The 17,939-nt window shown below is 64.1% G+C and carries 14 protein-coding genes and 1 tRNA gene; 12 read left to right on the top strand and 3 right to left on the bottom strand.

What is annotated here, in order from left to right:
- Window positions 1–65: 65 nt before the first annotated feature.
- Both JS536_RS10145 and JS536_RS10140 read left to right on the top strand, forming a co-directional pair.
- A complete protein-coding gene (locus JS536_RS10145) occupies window positions 66–2,039 on the top strand; it encodes a glycoside hydrolase family 127 protein (protein ID WP_214356820.1) in 1,974 nt (657 codons plus the stop codon).
- 103 nt (window positions 2,040–2,142) lie between these two features.
- Window positions 2,143–2,982, top strand: a complete 840-nt coding sequence (locus tag JS536_RS10140) for a YggS family pyridoxal phosphate-dependent enzyme (RefSeq protein WP_214305024.1) — start codon at window positions 2,143–2,145, stop codon at window positions 2,980–2,982.
- A 200-nt stretch (window positions 2,983–3,182) separates the two neighbouring features.
- On the opposite strand, the gene JS536_RS10135 is transcribed toward JS536_RS10140, so the two are convergent.
- Window positions 3,183–4,196 (bottom strand): ribose-phosphate diphosphokinase, encoded by a 1,014-nt coding sequence (locus JS536_RS10135; RefSeq protein WP_214305023.1) that lies wholly within the window; start codon window positions 4,194–4,196, stop codon window positions 3,183–3,185.
- A 133-nt stretch (window positions 4,197–4,329) separates the two neighbouring features.
- Window positions 4,330–7,503 carry a zinc ribbon domain-containing protein gene (locus tag JS536_RS10130; RefSeq protein ID WP_214356819.1) on the bottom strand — a complete coding sequence of 1,058 codons (3,174 nt, stop codon included), beginning with the start codon at window positions 7,501–7,503 and terminating at the stop codon, window positions 4,330–4,332.
- A gap of 265 nt (window positions 7,504–7,768) precedes the next feature.
- Here JS536_RS10130 and rpsF point away from each other — a divergent pair, with 265 nt between their 5' ends.
- The 6 genes from rpsF (at window position 7,769) to JS536_RS10100 (ending at window position 11,070) form a co-directional block, all read left to right on the top strand.
- Window positions 7,769–8,062 (top strand): 30S ribosomal protein S6, encoded by a 294-nt coding sequence (rpsF, locus tag JS536_RS10125; RefSeq protein ID WP_109057843.1) that lies wholly within the window; start codon window positions 7,769–7,771, stop codon window positions 8,060–8,062.
- Window positions 8,063–8,116: 54 nt separating this feature from the next.
- Window positions 8,117–8,761, top strand: coding sequence for a single-stranded DNA-binding protein (locus JS536_RS10120; protein ID WP_214305021.1), 645 nt, complete (start codon window positions 8,117–8,119; stop codon window positions 8,759–8,761).
- Window positions 8,762–8,815: 54 nt separating this feature from the next.
- The gene (gene rpsR, locus JS536_RS10115) at window positions 8,816–9,064 is read left to right on the top strand and encodes a 30S ribosomal protein S18 (RefSeq protein WP_033890661.1); all 249 of its coding nucleotides are present in this window, start codon (window positions 8,816–8,818) and stop codon (window positions 9,062–9,064) included.
- 19 nt (window positions 9,065–9,083) lie between these two features.
- Window positions 9,084–9,530, top strand: a complete 447-nt coding sequence (gene rplI / locus JS536_RS10110; RefSeq protein WP_109057841.1) for a 50S ribosomal protein L9 — start codon at window positions 9,084–9,086, stop codon at window positions 9,528–9,530.
- Between the two features lie 527 nt (window positions 9,531–10,057).
- Window positions 10,058–10,131 (top strand) — tRNA-Lys (locus JS536_RS10105).
- A gap of 207 nt (window positions 10,132–10,338) precedes the next feature.
- Window positions 10,339–11,070, top strand: coding sequence for an MIP/aquaporin family protein (locus tag JS536_RS10100; RefSeq protein ID WP_214305020.1), 732 nt, complete (start codon window positions 10,339–10,341; stop codon window positions 11,068–11,070).
- Window positions 11,071–11,296: 226 nt separating this feature from the next.
- Here the strand turns inward: JS536_RS10100 and JS536_RS10095 are convergent, their stop codons facing one another.
- Window positions 11,297–13,945, bottom strand: a complete 2,649-nt coding sequence (locus JS536_RS10095) for an HAD-IC family P-type ATPase (RefSeq protein ID WP_214356818.1) — start codon at window positions 13,943–13,945, stop codon at window positions 11,297–11,299.
- 120 nt (window positions 13,946–14,065) lie between these two features.
- Between JS536_RS10095 and JS536_RS10090 the strand changes: the two genes are divergently transcribed.
- The 4 genes from JS536_RS10090 (at window position 14,066) to JS536_RS10075 (ending at window position 17,871) form a co-directional block, all read left to right on the top strand.
- The gene (locus JS536_RS10090; RefSeq protein ID WP_214356823.1) at window positions 14,066–14,347 is read left to right on the top strand and encodes a metal-sensitive transcriptional regulator; all 282 of its coding nucleotides are present in this window, start codon (window positions 14,066–14,068) and stop codon (window positions 14,345–14,347) included.
- Window positions 14,348–14,415: 68 nt separating this feature from the next.
- Complete coding sequence (locus JS536_RS10085; RefSeq protein WP_214356817.1) at window positions 14,416–15,855, top strand: DNA recombination protein RmuC; 1,440 nt, start codon at window positions 14,416–14,418, stop codon at window positions 15,853–15,855.
- 69 nt (window positions 15,856–15,924) lie between these two features.
- Window positions 15,925–16,554, top strand: coding sequence for an orotate phosphoribosyltransferase (locus JS536_RS10080; RefSeq protein WP_214356816.1), 630 nt, complete (start codon window positions 15,925–15,927; stop codon window positions 16,552–16,554).
- A 300-nt stretch (window positions 16,555–16,854) separates the two neighbouring features.
- Window positions 16,855–17,871 carry a TrmH family RNA methyltransferase gene (locus tag JS536_RS10075; RefSeq protein WP_214356815.1) on the top strand — a complete coding sequence of 339 codons (1,017 nt, stop codon included), beginning with the start codon at window positions 16,855–16,857 and terminating at the stop codon, window positions 17,869–17,871.
- Window positions 17,872–17,939 lie beyond the last annotated feature (68 nt).

Below are 17,939 nucleotides of genomic sequence, written 5' to 3'. Positions count from 1 at the left end.
GCCTCCGCCCTCCCCGCCACCCAAAGCGGCAACCATCTGTCTTACAAGACATACAAGGAACAATCATGAAAGTAACGATTACCTCCCCGTTCTGGAAGCAGCGTCGCGACCAGATCGTCGAATCGGTGATTCCCTACCAGTGGGGCGTGATGAACGACGAGATCGACACCGTCGTTCCGGACGATCCTGCCGGCAACCAGCTCTCCGACAACAAAAGCCATGCCGTAGCCAACCTCAAGGTGGCCGCCGGCGAACTCGACGACGAGTTCCATGGCATGGTCTTCCAGGACTCCGACGTCTACAAGTGGCTGGAGGAGGCCGCCTACGCGCTGGCCTACCACCCGGATCCCGAGCTCCAGGCCCTGTGCGACAAGACCGTGGATCTCATCGCCCGCGCCCAGCAGGATGACGGCTATCTGGATACCCCATATCAGATCAAGTCCGGCGTCTGGGCCAACCGTCCGCGCTTCAGCCTGATTCAGCAGAGCCATGAGATGTACGTGATGGGCCACTACATCGAGGCCGCCGTGGCCTACCATCAGGTCACCGGCAACGAGCAGGCCCTCGACGTGGCCCGTCGCATGGCCGACTGCCTCGACGCGAACTTCGGTCCGGAAGAAGGCAAGATCCACGGCGCCGACGGCCACCCGGAGATCGAGCTGGCCCTCGCCAAGCTGTACGAGGAGACCCATGAGGAGCGCTACCTCAAGCTCGCGCTGTACCTCATCGACGTGCGCGGCCAGGATCCCGAGTTTTACGTCAAGCAGCTCAAGGCCCTGAACGGCGACAACATCTTCCCTGACCTCGGCTTCTACAAGCCCACCTACTTCCAGGCCGCGCAGCCCGTGCGCGACCAGCAGACCGCAGACGGCCATGCCGTGCGCGTCGGCTACCTGTGCACCGGCGTGGCGCATGTGGGCCGTCTGCTCGGTGACGAGGGCCTCATCGAGACGGCCAAGCGCTTCTGGAGGAACATCGTCACCAAGCGCATGTACGTGACCGGCGCGATCGGCTCCACGCACGTGGGCGAGTCGTTCACCTACGACTACGACCTGCCGAACGACACGATGTACGGCGAGACCTGCGCGTCCGTGGCCATGAGCATGTTCGCCCAGCAGATGCTGGACATCGAGGCCAAGGGCGAGTACGCGGACGTGCTGGAGAAGGAGCTGTTCAACGGCTCGATCGCCGGCATCAGCCTGGACGGCCGCCAGTACTACTACGTCAACGCTTTGGAGACCACCCCGGACGGGCTGGCCAACCCGGACCGCCACCACGTGCTCTCGCATCGCGTGGACTGGTTCGGTTGCGCCTGCTGCCCGGCGAACATCGCGCGTCTGATCGCCTCCGTGGACCGGTACATCTACACCGAACGCGACGGCGGCGATACGGTGCTCAGCCACCAGTTCATCGCCAACAACGCCTCGTTCGCCTCCGGTCTGACGGTCGAGCAGCGTTCGAACTTCCCATGGGACGGCCACGTGGAATACACGGTGGGCCTGCCCGCCTCCGCCGTGTTGAGCTCGGTGCGTTTCGGTTTGCGTATCCCCGGCTGGTCGCTGGGCAAGTATGCGCTGACGGTGAACGGCAAGCCCGCCTCCGCCGGTGTCGAGGACGGGTTCGTGTACCTGACGGTCAACGCCGGCGACACGCTGGAGATCGCCCTCGATCTGGACATGAGTGTGAAGTTCGTGCGTGCCAACTCCCACGTGCGTTCCGATGCCGGCCAGGTGGCCGTGATGCGCGGTCCGCTGGTCTACTGCGCCGAGCAGGCGGACAATCCCGGCGACCTGTGGAACTACCGTCTGGCTTCCGGCACGATCGCTGCCGACGCCAAGGCCGAGTTCAGGGCTGACCTGCTGGGCGGCGTGGATACGGTCTCGCTGCCCGCCGTGCGCGAGACGCCCGACGCCGAGGACGCCCCCCTGTACGCCCCGGCCGACGACGAACCCGCCGAGCCCGCGACCCTCACCCTGGTGCCCTACTACTCCTGGGCCAACCGCGAAATCGGTGAGATGAGGGTGTGGCTCAGAAGATAATCGATAATCGTCCCTAGGCGATACAGAGCCTTCCGTGAACGTTCACGGAAGGCTCTTGCATATCCGGGGTAAGATTGGGATTCGATTCAGCGGGGAGAACACTATGACGGCATATATGGACCATAAGGATCTCGCGAACGAGGTCATCGATCAGGCGCGCGCGCAGGAGATCGCGGACGGCGTGCACAAGGTGCTGGACGGCATCGCGCAGGCCGAGGCCGCGGCCGGGCGTGAGGCAGGCTCCGTCAAACTGCTGGCGGCCACCAAGACCCGCGACGTGGGCGAGATCATGGCCGCGATCGACGCGGGCATCCATATGATCGGCGAGAACCGTCCGCAGGAAGTCGTGGTCAAGGCTCCGGGACTGACGCGACTGCTGGCCGAACGCGGCATCGCGCTGGGCGTCGGCGGCGATGACGCGGTGGCCGAGGCCGGTGCGGGTGCCGCCGCGACGGACCATATCCCGTTCCATCTCATCGGCCAGCTCCAGTCCAACAAGATCGGCAAGGTGCTGCCGGTGGTGAACACCATCGAATCGGTGGATTCCATCGAATTGGCGGAGAAGATCGCCCGCCGCGCCACCATGCACGGCGTCACGGTGGGTGTACTGCTGGAGGTCAACGAGTCCGGCGAGGAATCCAAGTCCGGCTGCGCGCCCAGCCACGCCATCGACCTGGCCAAGCGCATCGGTGCCATGGGCGGCTTGGAACTGCAGGGCTTGATGACCATCGGCGCCCATGTGAATGACGAGCGTGTGATCCGCGCCGGATTCGCGCATCTGCGTCGCACGCGCGACCAGATCCTGGCCTCGGGTGCGGAAGGCACCGCGAACTGCAAGGAGCTTTCGATGGGTATGACCCAGGATATGGCCTACGCCATCGAGGAGGGCTCCACCATCGTGCGCGTCGGTACCGCCATCTTCGGCGCCCGCGCGTTCATCTGACACCTCTATTCCGGCTCCCCTCTCTAAGGGGAGCTGTCAGCGAAGCTGACTGAGGGGAGTGCCTCGGGTGTTCTTCATCCGCGCTCCCCTCAGCCTCGCTTCGCGAGACAGCTCCCCTCAGAGAGGGGAGCCAAAGATATGAGAAGGCCGCTGTCCAACATAACGGGCAGCGGCCTTCTCGTTGAAATATCAAGTATCAATCACGCATAGATGTTGCGCGGACGCATATCCTCCGGCAGACCCTCCAGCAGCGTGGCCACGGAACCTTCCTCGAACACGGAACGGATGCCGGCGGCCAGCAGCGGGGCCACGGACAGCACGGTCATGTTGTCCAGTCGCTTGGATTCCGGAATCGGCACGGTGTCCATGAACACGATTTCCTTGGCACCGCAATGCTCCAGACGCTCCACGGCCGGGCCGGACAGCAGGCCATGCGTGGCCACCAGCGTGACCGACTTGGCGCCGGACTCGTTCAGCGTGCGCACGGCCTCGCAGATGGTGCCGGCGGTGTCGACCATATCGTCCACCACCACGCAGTCGCGACCGTCCACATCGCCGATGATGCCATGGGCCTCGGCGTGGTTCGGGCGCGTGATGTCGCGCTGCTTGTGGATGAAGGCCAGCGGCAGCCCGCCGAGCTTGGCGGCCCACTGCTCGGACACCTTGATGCGGCCGGCATCAGGGGAGACGACGGTCGTGTTGCCCAGATCCACGGCGCCACGCACGTAGTCGAGCAGCACCGGCATGGCGGTGAGGTGATCGACCGGGCCGTCGAAGAAGCCCTGCTCCTGGGCGGCGTGCAGGTCGACCGTCATGATGCGGTCGGCACCGGCGGCGCGGAACAGGTCGAAGATGAGGCGGGCGGTGATGGGCTCGCGGCCGCGGTGCTTCTTGTCCTGACGGGAGTAGCCCAGGAACGGCGCCACCACGGTGATGGAGCGGGCGGAGGCGCGCTTCAGGGCGTCAATCATGAGCAGCTGCTCCATGATCCACTTGTTGATGTCGCCCGAGTGGCACTGCAGCGCGAACACGTCGGCGCCACGCACCGGCTCCGCGAAGCGCACGTACATCTCGCCGTTGGCGAAGTCGTACGCCGTGGTCTCAAGAATCTCGGTGCCCAAGCATTCGGCCACCTTCTCAGCCAGCTCGGGGTACGCGCGGCCCGTGACCAGTACGAGTCGTTTATCCGGAGTGCCTTCAAGAATCGCCGACATGCGTTCGCATCCTTTGTTCGAGTGCCGTGTAATTTTTCGCCTTACCCAGTGTACAAGCACCCCGTCGCAGCGTGTGCCACGGCGGGGTGCCTGTTTCGTGAGAATTGCCGGAATTAGTCGGAATTAGCCGGAATCAGTTCGCGATGCTGACCGAAACCTTGCCATCGGAGATGGAGAACGTGCCATTGGCGGTGAAGGAGCGTGAACCGTCCTCCGGCTCCCAGCCATCGCTGGAATGGTATTCGTAGTTCATCTTCACCTCGCCCTCCTTGGTGGTGTACGAGCTGCGGGCCATTTCCACGTCATCCACCGTGGCGTAGTCCTTGACCTTCCACTTGAAGTTGCGGTAGCGGCTCGTGCCGTAATAGGAGGAGTAACCGAACGGGCAGCCCTCCGGCTCGGCCTCGGTGGACGCGGCGCATTCGTCGATGGCGGACTTCAGCGCGTCGTTCAGAGCGGACTTGAGCTTGTCGGTGGACTCCAGCTTCAGCGAATCGCTGGAATCGCTGTTGGTGCTCACGGAGACGGTGTTGCTGCTGTAGTACTCCGACTTCGGCGCGGTGGCCTTATAGGTGCCGGGGTATACGGGGAACTCGAGGGAACCGTAGTAGGAGTAGTCGTCCGAGCTGGTGGTCGAGTTCTTAGACGTGACCGTCACGCCGTTGATCACTACGCTATCGATCGAGCTCGGCAGGGAGACCTTGATGCTCTTGACCAGCGGTTCGGCCACGGTCCAGTTCTTGAAGATCAGGAACTTGCTGCCGTTGGACACCATCTTGATGGAATCGGAGGTGACCTCCTTGCCTCCCAGCGTGTAGGAGAGCTTGGCGGTCACGGTGCCGTCCGCGTTGGTGGTGGTCTCGGAGATGCGCGCGTTGGTGATCGTGGTGTTCTCGCCTGCGGAGGCCTTGCTGGTCAGCAGCGCGGCTTTGGACTGGTCCACAGCCGGCTTGGCGATGTCGTTGGCCTTGTCGTAGTCGCCGGATTCGATGGCGGAGATGTAGCTGTTCGCCACGCTCTTCGCGCTGAACACGGAGGAGGACAGGGCACCGTACGCGATGCCGAACACCACCAGGAAGCCCACCACGGCTCCGGTGATGATGAAGATGCGCTTCTGCTGGGCCGTCATCGTGGTGGTTGCGGCGACCGGCGCGGCACCGGGGGTACCGGGAGCGGCGGTGGGCGCCGCGGTCGGTACGGCCGGAATCGCGGTCGGGGCTGCGGTGGGTGCGGCGGCGAACGGAGCCACACCGGGGGCGGGCGCCGGAGCCGTGGCAGGGGAGCTCGGCGAGCCCGGAGCGGTCGGCGCAGGCGGCGTCGGACCGCCTACCGGACCTCCCGGCGTCGCGGGCGGATTGGAACCGCCGTCAAAAGGGCGGACGGACACCCCCTCGCTCGGCGCGCCCCAGGTGGGCCACTTGCCGAACATCGCGCCGGAAGCGTAGATGTAATCGACCACCGGCTGCGGGGTGGCGCGCACGGTGCCGCCCACGAGGGCCGGCCACAGCGCGGGCACGGAGACCACGATGGTCGGGCCGAAGGTCATGGCGGCGACCTCCACCAGCACGGCCCAGACGCCCATGATGATGAAGTTCCACATGGCGGGCGCGATGATCATGTGCAGGTTCGTGATGGCCGACAGGTCGAATCCGATCGTGCCGAAGATCGCGTTGACGAGCAGCCAGAACACCATCACGGCCACCGGCATCTTCCAGGTATGCTGCCAGCCCATGTAGGCCGGGTCGTACATGTTGCGGGCGGAGGCGCGCAGGGCGGTCAGGGCCGTGACCAGGAAGAAGAGCACGAACAGCAGCCAGATCGGCCAGACCGGCATGCCCAGGTCAGGGCTGAACAGGCTGGCGTTGGACGGCAGCTGGTTGGTTCCCTCGGTGATGGACATGGTGCCGAACGTGGCGAAGGTGAAGAACATCTCACCGATGAACAGCATGGTGATGGGGAACGTCATCAGAATCATGCCTTGGCCGGCCTTGAAGGTGATGACGAACAGCGCGACGATGGCGGCCACCAGGAACAGGGCGAGCTGCAGCGTCAGGACCTCGGCGGTGGAACGCACGAAGCCGCGGCTGCGGTGGAGCCACTGCCAGAAGGCCTGGAACACGGTCTTGGAATCGGAGGCGTACTGCGCCAGCGCGTAGCCGGCCACCGCGCCGACGGTGCCAAGCAGGAAGGTCACCAGGAACGTACGCCAGGTGGCGCCGGACAGATGGGCCACGATGACGTTGCTCTCCACGATCGGCGCCTGTCCGATGGCGGACAGCAGGGTGACGACCAGCGCGGACAGCACGCCGGAGATGACGCCGGAGACAAGACCCGCGAACTTGAAGCGGATGCCCTTGAGCCGGGCCACCATGTAGGCGCCGTAGGCCGCGCCGATCACCAGCGCCACGCCGGTGAGGCCGAGCGGGTAAGAGATCAGGTTGGCTACGTTGAGGTTGGAGGTGATGCCGGAGATATCGATTCCGGACTGGCTGGCGTAGTTGGACAGCGCGGAGGTGTTCAGGTTGATGGTGGAGCCGCCGCCCACGCCGATCGCCAGGCTCAGGATGAGGTAGTGGAAGAAGTTGACGCCGTGGGTGATCTGCAGCATGTCGGTCACGCCGGACATCAGTCCGTTGCTGCCGAAGATGCTGCCGGAACCGAGCGAATTGAGCGCGATGGCCGGGAACACGGACAGCACGATCGCCGCGATGACGCCGATGCCCGCGGAGGCGCCGATGGCCTGCATGTTGCCCACGCTGGTGAGTTCCTTGACCATCGGGTTGGCGGAGGCGGGCTTGACCTGCATGGGTGCGGGGGCTGCGCCGGGCTGCGGTGCGGGTGCGGCGGCCGGGGTCGGAATCGGGCCGGTCGGCGTGGTCGGTGCCGCCTGGGCCGCGGGCTGGGGAGCCGGTGCGGGAGCAGGAGCGGGGACCGCCGGGAACGTACCGGTCGGCTGAGGCTGCGGTGCGGCCGCAGTCTGCGGGACCGGAACCTGCGGGACCGGAATCGCGGCGGTCGGCTGCGCGTTGGGAGCCGGCACTGTCGGTGCGGGCACGGCCGGGAACGCGCCGGTCGGCTGGGCCGCGGACGTCGGAGCGGGCTGGACGGGCTGGGCGGCTGCCGGGGCTGCCGGGGCGTGCGTGGACAGTACGGTCGCGTCGCTCACGGCATCGTGGACCGGCGTCGGTGCCGGGGCGGCCGGGGCTGCCGGGGCTGCCGGCGCCGCGGGCTGGGCCACTCGCGTGCCGCACGAGGCGCAGAACTGCACACCTTCGCGCACGGGAGCGCCGCAATTCGGACAGAACATGAGAACTTCCCTTCTTCTGATGGACTCTTCACCGCCCATCGTACCCCCGTGCGATTGCACAAAACAGCGCGATTCCGCGCTTTTCCGAACATTCCGGCGTCGCTGCCGGCGGCTCGCGGAGGGGGCTTGCCGCTGTCTCGGCCTGTTCATAGTATGGGCAAGTTGCCCAAAAGGGCTTCGCGTACGATGCGCGGAGTTCGGGGCAAGCGTATACACACTCCTGCCACGGAACGTCCGTGGCCGATTAGTCCGAAGGAGGTGGGTGATGTCTGCGCACAAGTACGAACTGATGTTCATCGCCGATCCTGAGCTGGATGAGCGCGGTCTGAAGAAGCTGACCGAGCAGTATCTGGAGCTCGTCACCAAGGAAGGCGGTTCTTTCGATGAGCCCGATTACTGGGGCCGTCGCAAGCTCGCCTATGAGATTGCCGGTAAGACCGAAGGCAACTACGTCGTCGTGAAGTACACCGCCGAGCCCGCTGTCAGCGATGAGCTCGATCGTGTGCTCAACCTCAACGAATCCGTGATCCGTACGAAGATCCTTCGTAAGGACGCCTGAGTTACAGCGTTTCAGTCAGCCGATCAGCTGGCGAACAGATAAGTAAGGACCGTTATGGCAGGCGAAACCGTCATCACCATCGTGGGTAACCTCACCTCGGATCCCGAGCTGCGCACCATTGGCAGCGGGGCCACCGTGGCGAGCTTCACGATTGCTTCCACCCCGCGAACCTACAACCGCCAGACCAACCAGTTCGAGGATGGCCAGGCGCTGTTCATGAGGTGTTCGGCATGGCGCGATCTGGCCGACCACTGCGCCCAGTCCCTGAAGAAGGGCATGCGCGTGATCGCCCAGGGCCGCCTGCAGCAGCGTTCCTACCAGGCACAGGACGGTACCCAGAGGACCGTGGTGGAGATGCAGCTCGACGAGATCGGGCCCTCCCTGCGGTACGCCACCGCCCAGGTGACCCGCACGTCGTCCGGTCAGGGCGGCTTCCAGGGTCGCAACAACGGTGGCTATCAGGGTGGCCAGCCGAACAACGGCTACGGCAACCAGGGCGGCTACTCCGGTGGCCAGGGAGGTTACAACGGCGGCTACCAGGGTGGCGCCGGTTACTCCCAGCAGCCCGCGGCGCCGTCCGCCCCGTCCGCTCCAGCGGCCGATCCGTGGAGCTCCGGCTCCTCCGATTCCGGCAGCTTCTCGACTTTCGGCGCCTCCTCCGATTTCGGTGGCGGCGACGATTCCGACCCGGAGTTCTAAGCCTGCATCGCAAGCTGATCAGCATTAGCAAATCGAATTTTTAAGGAGAACATCATGTCACGTAAGAGGCCGCAACCGCCGGTCAAGCCGTTCAAGAAGAAGCCGAACCCGCTGAAGGCTGCCAAGATCACCGAGATCGATTACAAGGACGTTGCGCTGCTGCGCAAGTTCATCTCCGATCGCGGCAAGATCCGTTCCCGTCGTATCACCGGCGTGACCGTGCAGGAGCAGCGCGAGATCTCCAAGGCCATCAAGAACGCCCGCGAGATGGCTCTGCTGCCGTACGCCACTTCGGGTCGCTGAGTTAGGGAGGCTTTGAACAATGGCTGAATCCAAGGTTATTCTCACCAAGACCGTGTCCAACCTGGGCCACTCCGGTGACGTCGTCACCGTCAAGGCCGGCTACGCTCGCAACTTCCTGATCCCGCAGGGCCTCGCCTTCGCGTGGAACAAGGGTGCCGAGGCCCAGATCGTCGCCATGAAGCGCGCCCGTCTGGCCAAGGCCGTCGCCACCCGCGAGGATGCCGTCGCCGCCAAGGCCGCCATCGAGGGCACGACCGTCGAGATCGCCGCCAAGGTGTCCGAGTCCGGCAAGCTGTTCGGTGGTATCTCCAACGAGGCCATCGCCATCGCTCTGGCCGACAAGGCTCCGGTGAACCCGAAGGCCATCGAGGTCGAGACCATCAAGACCACCGGCGATTTCCCCGCCAAGGTGGCCCTCCACCCGGAGATCACCGCTTCCTTCTTCGTGAAGGTCGTGGCCGAGTGAACCATTCCGGCTTTACGCTGGAATCTTTCAGACTGAAGGTCTGAGCTTAAGCATCGGAAAGCCCCGTGTTCGCATGTTCGCGTGCGACGCGGGGCTTTCTGTATGCTCTGCTAGGCCAAGATTGACGTGGGCCATTTATTCTCGGCTCCCCTTGTCAGGGGAGCTGTCGGCGAAGCCGACTGAGGGGTAGTCCGACAGAGATTCATGTCAATCTTGGTTTAATAGAGTCTTTCTGTATTGCTCGAGGACGTGCATTCAGGAAACTCCGTAGAGGTTGTATCCGTGGATTCCGAGTTCGGACCACGCCCCTGTGTGATGTCGCTCGATATTTACCTGCCATAAATATGTGTGTATTTTGTGAAGGCATGTTTTCGGGTCCTTCTGAGGGGTGCGCAAAGTGGCCCGAAAGACAAAAATCGCGTTTTCAAAAACGTTGGAATTCCGGGCGACACGCCGAGACTTGCATCCGTTCTGAATCCGAGTATATTTATCACTCGTTGCAAGGAACACTTCAACAACTAACCAACGCCCCTGTAGCTCAGTTGGTTAGAGCAGCTGACTCTTAATCAGCGTGTCCAGGGTTCGAATCCCTGCGGGGGCACAGATAAACCGGAATCGAAAGATTCCGGTTTTTTGTTTTTCCGGACAGGACTCAGACGGTTCCGGACCGGCCGCCAATCAGCTTCGCGTCGGCCGGCGCGGACCATCGTCCACGTTCAGCCCTCGGCGTACACTTGCCTAGTTTGCTTGACTCCTGCTTGTCGAAAGCAGTCACATCACCCAGTAATTAGGAAGAAAAGAAGAAGCAGTGGAATACTCCCTCTTTACCAAGCTGGCCGCCGAGTTCTTCGGCACCGCCATCCTGATGATCTTCGGCAACGGCTCCGTGGCCAACGTCGAACTCAAGAACACCAAGGGCCACCACGCCGGCTGGCTGAACATCGCCATGGGCTACGGCTTCGGTGTGATGTTCCCGGTCCTCATGTTCGGCAGCGTCTCCGGCGCCCACATCAACCCGGCCATGACCCTCGCCCAGGCCATCAACGGCCTGTTCCCGTGGAACGAGGTGCTGCCGTACATCATCGCGCAGTTGCTCGGCGCCGCCCTAGGCCAGTTCATCGTCTATCTGACCTACTGGCCGCACTACAAGGAGACCGAGGACGCCAACGCCATTCTCGGCACCTTCTGCACCACCGATGCCCACAACGACAAGATCAACTACTTCCTCAACGAGATGTTCGGCACCCTCGTGCTCGTGTTCGGCGCGCTGTGCTGTCTCTCCCTGGATTGGGGCAAGCAGGATTACGCCGCCGCCTCCATCGTGGTCGGCTTCATCGTGTGGGGTCTCGTGACCTCCATGGGCGGCCCGACCGGCCCTGGCCTGAACCCGGCCCGCGACCTCATGCCGCGCCTCCTGCACGCCATCCTGCCGATTCCGCACAAGGGCTCCTCCCGCTGGGGCGAGGCCTGGATCCCGGTCGTGGCCCCGATCGTGGGCGCGATCATCGGTTGCTGGATGTTCGTGATCTTCTTCGCCTGATACCAGCGGTGATCACGCCAGTACCTGCCTGATAGGCGGTGCCCCGGATATACGAAGACGGCCCCTGCGATTGCATGCAGGGGCCGTCTTCGTATATCGTGCCTGGCCTTACTTGTGGCCTTGCTGTGGCTTCCCATCGGTGAAAGCTGGCTGAAGTGTGGCTTCGCGGGATTTTCCGTCAATAGCGTCTTGCCGCGCTTTGCCAGCCGTTCAGGCGCCCGGCCGTTCAGTCGTTCAGGAAGATCTGCGGGGCCTTGGCGAAATTGTTGGCGCAGTGCTCGCCGCAGAAGTAGTAGGTTTTGCCGTCGTGTTCGCGCGTGATGGCGTCGGCGTTCACGGCCACGGTCATGCCGCACACCGGATCGGTGGCGGTCTCGCCCTCGGCCGGTGCGGCGTGATGCATGTGCATGTTCATATCCATGGGATTCTCCTTGGTGGTTGGATGGTTGTTGTCCGTGTGCGCGGACAAGTGCAATGAGGTGCGATCGTCGATGATGACGGTCGGTTCAGCGGCGGGGGAGCGGGATGCCGAGGCCGCTGCCGTGGCGGCGGACTTGCCGCCGGAAGCCTGTCCGACGCCGATATCGGTCCCGTGCAGACGGTTCGCGTTGAGCACCAGGCACACCGAGCTCAACGCCATCGCCAGACCTGCAATCATGGGGCTCAGCAGCCAGCCGGTGAACGGGAACAGCACGCCTGCCGCGATCGGGATGCCGATGACGTTGTACCCGAACGCCCAGCCCAGATTCTCGCGAATATTGCGCATCGTGGCCTGTGACAGGTCGATGGTCCTGAGCACGCCCCGCAGGTCGCCGCTCATCAGCGTCACGTCCGCGGACTGCATGGCCACGTCCGTGCCGGTGCCGATGGCGATGCCGAGATCGGCCTGCGCCAGTGCGGGCGCGTCGTTGATGCCGTCGCCTACCATCGCGATGAGATTCGCGGACTGTCCGGCGCCGGACCGCTCGCCCTGCGCGCCGTGTTCGGCGCGCTCGCGCTGCAGTTTCTCGATCCAGTAGGCCTTGCCGTCCGGCTTGACCTCGCAGATCACCGTATCGATGCCCACCTCGCGTGCGATGCGGGAGGCTACGTCCGCCTTGTCGCCGGACAACATTACCGTGCGGATGCCTCGGGCGCGCAACGCCGCGACGGCCTCGACGGAACCGTCCTTGACCGTGTCCTGTTCGTAGCTCGGGCGGCTCCAATCCGCGGATTCGTCCACCACGCCGCGTGTGATGGTGCCGGTCTTGTCGAACACCACGGTACCGATCAGGCGTGCCTGCTCCAGCGCCTTGGCGGACGTGACCAGCACGCCGTTCGTGGCGCCCAGGCCCAGCGCCACCGTCACCGAAAGCGGCGTGGCGAGGCCCAACGCGCACGGACAGGCGATGATGAGCACGCTGACCGCCGTGACCATCGCGTGCGCGAGCTTCGGATTGGGGCCGAGCGAAACCCATACGGCAAACGTCCAGATGGCGATGATCATCACCGCAGGCACGAAATACCGGGCGATGCGGTCGGCCAGCTGCTGCACCGGGGCCTTCGTGGCCTGCGCGCGGGCCACCATCGCGGCGATCTGCGAAAGCACCGTGTCCGCGCCCACTTGGGTCGCGCGCATCACGCAATCGCCCTTCAGCAGCACGGTCGCGCCGGTCAGGGTGGTCTTGTCGGTTCCGGCCGACTTGACTACGGGCTTCGATTCGCCGGTGATCATCGATTCGTCCACCGTGACCTCGCCGGCCACGATGACGCCGTCGGTGGGCACGCGCTCGCCGGCGCGCACGACCAGCAGATCGCCGGTGGAGACGGCGTCGATGGGCGTGTCCGTGGCGTTGGCGGGATTGCGCCATTCGATGTTCCCGAGGTCGATGGCTATGGGGTCGTTGGTGCCGGCGTTCAGCAGGTGAGCGGAGGTCGGACGCAGCTTGATGAGCGACTGCACGGCCTTGCCGGTGCCCTCGCGGGCCTTGGTCTCCAGAAGACGACCGACCAGAACCAGCGTGATGACCACGCCCACCGATTCGAAATACGGTTCGCGCGAGCCTTCGGGAAAGACCCACGGGGCGATGCAGGTCACCAGACTGTACAGGTAGGCGGCCGACGTGCCCAGCGAAACCAGCGAATTCATGTCCGGGGAACGATGGGCCAGCGCCGGGAACCCAACTGAATGGACGGGGTGGCCGCAATAGAACATCACCGGGGTGATGAGCATGGCCTGCAGCCACGGGTTCACCATCCAGTGCGGCACGAGCGCGGGATTCGCCATATGCAGCATGGTGACGACGAACACCGGGATGGTCAGTACCGCGCCGATGACCACCAGTCTGGTGAGCGACCTGATTTCGTTGCGGCGTTCCTGGGCCTCGCGTTGCTCCGCTGCCGCCGCGTCCTTGGCCCCCTCTGACGAGGGGGCTGTCGAACGAAGCGAGACTGGGGGAGAGAAGCGCTCGGCCTCGGCCGGGCCACCGGACCGCGAGCGAAGTTCGTCCTCCTTCCCCTCCACGCGCAGCAACCCATGTACCATGTTCATGCCGCAGGCGAACGGATACTCGCCCGCCGGCAGTGCCGGCAATTCCACGTCGGTCGTGGCATTGCCCGGCAGCATGGCGTCCATGCCCAGATCCGCGAACACCACATGCGAGGTGCACTCGCCGGTTTCCTTCCGGTCGAACGTCAGGGTGATGGGCATGCCGGCCCGCATGGTCACCTGCGCGGGGGAGTAACCGCCTTTGACGGTGATGGTCGCATGCTGTCGGCCATTGCTGACCGTGCCGGCCTCGCCGCGTTGCGGGGCGAAGAAGAACCGCAACACCAGCCATGTCAGGGTCGCCGCAGCCAACAGGGCCGCAGCCACCGGGAAGATATCGAATTCCATACCCGCTCCTTCCTCTCTTCATTGTACCGGGCAACAGTGTATACCCAATACCCCTATAGGGTATATAATGTGGTGTGTTCAGCTTGAGGAATAACAGACGGCGGAAGGCTGGTGGCAGGCATGCATGGCTATAGCGGAGACAAGGCGAAGGTGGTGGCGCGCTTGCGCCGCATCGAAGGGCAGGTGCGCGCCATCGAGCAGATGGTGGAGGACGACAAATACTGCATCGACATCCTCACGCAGATTTCCGCGTCGAATTCGGCGCTGAAGTCCGTGGCGTTGCTGCTGCTGGACGACCACCTCAACCATTGCGTGCGTCAGGCCTCCGCGGAGGGAGGGGCGGTCGCCGATGAGAAGCTCGCCGAGGCCTCCGCCGCCATCGCCCGCCTTGTCAAGTCGTGAAAACGGCGTGATTTCGGTGCGAAGGGAAAATTTTACCGTCCTTCTCAAACAATGCGATACTGGGAACCATGTCTGAACAAATGGGAACCGTAGTGATCGTGGTGCTGGTACTGGTGGTCGGAGTCGTGATGGGACTCGCCGCCGGATTCCTGCTGGGGCGGAACAAGGGCCAGGAGATGGCCCGCGGCGCCAAGGCCGAGGAATTGGAGGAGGCGCGTGCCGCATTGGAGTCCGCCCGATCCGAAATCGCCGAGCTGCATGCCGTGAACGCCGCCGCACGAGCGCAGATGGAAGGTGCGGAACGCCAGTTGGCGTTCGTGAAGTCGCAACTGGCGCAGGCCCAGCAGGCCGAGCAGATCCGCATTCAACACGAGCGTGAGCGTGCGGCCGCCGAGGCCGAGGAGCGCCGTCAGACGGAGGCCAAGGCGGCCGAGGAACGTCGCCGTGCTGAGGCGGAGGCCGCCGAAACAAAGCGGCGCGAGCAGGAGGCGCGGCTTCAGGAGCAGAGCAAGGTACTGGAGGCACTGGCCCCGGTGGCCAAGAACCTCGATGCGCTGCAGAACAAGGTCACGCAGATCGAGGAGGGCCGCAAGCAGGAGATGGGCGCCCTCGGGGCCCAGCTCAAGGGCCTCAACGACCAGCAGGCCCGCTTGGACAAGGAGACCAGCTCCCTGTCCGCCGCGCTGCGCAACAACAAGGTTCGTGGCGCGTGGGGAGAGGCCCAGCTGAAGAACATCGTGGAATCCGCGGGACTTCTGGAACATGTGGACTTCGATACGCAGGTGGTGGTCACCGGTGCGGACGGCCGCACGCTGCGACCGGATATGATCGTCCATCTGCCCGGCGGCAAGACCATTCCGATTGACGCCAAGGTGCCGTACGCCGACTACCAGCGCGCCTGCGAGATCTCGGAAACCGCCAGTCCGGAGGAATTGGCGCGGCGAGACGAGCTGCTGCGTTCGCACGCCAAGGCGCTGCGCGAGCATGTGCGTGCCCTCGGCGAGAAGGCCTACTGGAACGCCTTCGACACGGCCCCGGACTTCGTGGTGGCGTTCATCCCCAACGAGGCATTGCTTCAGGCCGCGCTCGAAGCCGATCCCACGCTGATGGACGACGCCTTCTCCCGCAAGGTGGCGCTCACTTCGCCGGTCACGCTGTGGGCCGTACTGAAGTCCGTGGCGTACGCCTGGCAGCAGCAGTCCCTGACCGATGACGCCAAGCAGCTGTTCGATCTGTCCCGTGAACTGTACGACCGTTTCGCCGTGTTGGGCGATTACGCCACCAAGCTCGGCACGCAGATCTCCAAGACGGTCGGCGCCTATAACAAGTTCGCCGCCAGTCTGGAGAAGCGCGTGCTGCCCACGGCGCGCAAGCTGCAGAAGATCGAGCCCACCAAGATCATCGGCGAAGTGCCGCTCATCGAATCCGAATCGGGCAACATCAACGAACTCGCCGCGCCCGAGGTTGCGCCCTCGGACCTCGATTCGTCCGATAACGCCAAAGACTGAGCCGATGTGTTCCAGTTACGGCCGGGGTCCAGCCCCATCCCTGACCCCCTCAGGCGATAGTCTGGGAACATGACTGAATCTGGATTCCGCCGTACCGGCACCCCGGACCTTGCCGCCTCGAAGAACGCCACCGATTTCGCCATGCTTGACCCGCGCGAGCAGCTGGCCTCCCTGCTCAAAGAGCACGTGGTGGGCCGTCCCTTCTCCGAACTGGCCGCCGTGACCTTCGACCATCGCGCGGCCGTGGTGATGGGCCATGTGCTGCTCGACGCCCTTGAGGACGCCGGCTACTCGGTAGACGACTTCGACGCGGTTGGCGCCCTGACCGCCGCTGCCGTGCCGATGGTCTCCGCGATGATGCAGGCAGCCGCCTCCCGCGGTGAGGATCTGGACGGATTCGTCATGGACTTCGTCTATCCGTCCATCAAGGGACCGTCCATCGAAGGCCGCCGTGTGGTGCTGCTGGACGCATGGTTGTCCGAGAAGTCGTACGTGCAGACCAGCTCCCTGGTCACCCTGCGCAACGGCAACGAGCTGAGCCTCGATTTCGGCGTGGTGGAACAGCTGGGCGCCTCCGTGGTGGCCATCGCCTCGCTGGTCGGCGGCGGCGCGAAGGACATCGACGTCATCAACCCCTCCACCGGCGAAAGCCATATCCTGCCCTTCGTCCAGGTCTTCGACGAATCCGAGCTGCGGTAATTAACCGTTGCTGGATTCGGTTTAACCGATTTCATCGGTTATAGGCGGATTTTCCCTGAGGCAGTTCTTCCATTCCATGTGTCTCTCCGGGAATCCGCATGTATTACTATTTGGCTCTGTTAAATCAATATTGACATGCCCCTTCATCTTGGCTCCCCTTGTCAGACGAGCTGGCGGCGAAACCGACTGAGGGGTAGTCCGGTGGGATTCATGTCAGTTCTGGTTTAACAGAGCCTGATATTTTTGTTTTCGCTTGATTCTGGCGAAAACCATGATGCGCAATCACAGGAGGTACGCGGATTGCACGCGCCGAATCAGATTTCCCTGGCCGCCAAGGCATCCGGCGAACCCGAATTCCGTGAAATCGGCGTAGGCCCGTGGGCCGAAACACATCCCGACGAACCCCGTCCGGATGATGCCGCATCGCCCAACTACGATTCCCGTTTCGACACGGAACTCCTGAACGAAGGCGATCGGCGCAACGTGCTCGACCGGTACCGGTACTGGTCCGTGCAGGCCATCAAGGACGATCTGGACGTCCGTGGCCGTCATGATTTCGAGGTCGCGGTGGAGAACTGGACCCACGACTTCAACATCGGCTCCATGGTGCGCACCGCCAATGCCTTCCAGGCAAGGTGCGTGCATATCGTCGGCCCGCACAAGTGGAACCGCAAGGGCGCGCTGATGACCGAGCTTTACCAGCACGTGGAGCATCACCCGTCCATCGCCGAGCTGGTGGAATGCTGGCGCAACCGCATCGCCGGCGAAATCGCCTACGAACGCGCCCGCGCCGCGGCCGCCGCCGTACACGTCCATGAATCCGCGGTTCTGACGCCACGCCCCTCGGCTGCATCGCTGATCTCCGAAAACGACAGGCTCATGGCGGACATCGATGCCGGGGACTTCGGCGTTCCAGCCCGAACTCCCGCCACGGCTGCCAGTGCATCGGTCGCCCCGCTCCTGTCCAATCCCGTTCCGTCTGATACGCACGCATCGGTCCCGGTCCCTGACGCCAGACAATCCGCGCTGGCCGAACTCACCGCCGCGGACGCGCGTATCAAGGAGCTGGAGGCCGCCCGCGTCATCGCCCTCGACATCATCCCCGGTGCGGTGCCGATGGAAACCTACGTTTTCCCCAAGCGCTGCCTGCTCCTGTTCGGCGCCGAAGGCCCGGGCCTGAGCCGGAAGGCTCTCGACTTGGCCGACGACGTGGTCTACATCTCCCAATTCGGTTCGGTCCGTTCCATCAACGCCGGTGCCGCCGCCGCCGTGGCGATGCACGCCTGGATCGCCCAGCACGCGGTCATCGGCCGATAGGCACGGCGATTCCGATCTGCACGGACCGGAACGTTCTGCCCCCGATGCGTACGGCTGCCAAAACGGGT

The sequence above is a fragment of the Bifidobacterium sp. SO4 genome, assembly GCF_018555355.1.
Lineage (GTDB): Bacteria > Actinomycetota > Actinomycetes > Actinomycetales > Bifidobacteriaceae > Bifidobacterium > Bifidobacterium miconisargentati.
This window is presented reverse-complemented; position numbering and strand designations above follow the sequence as displayed.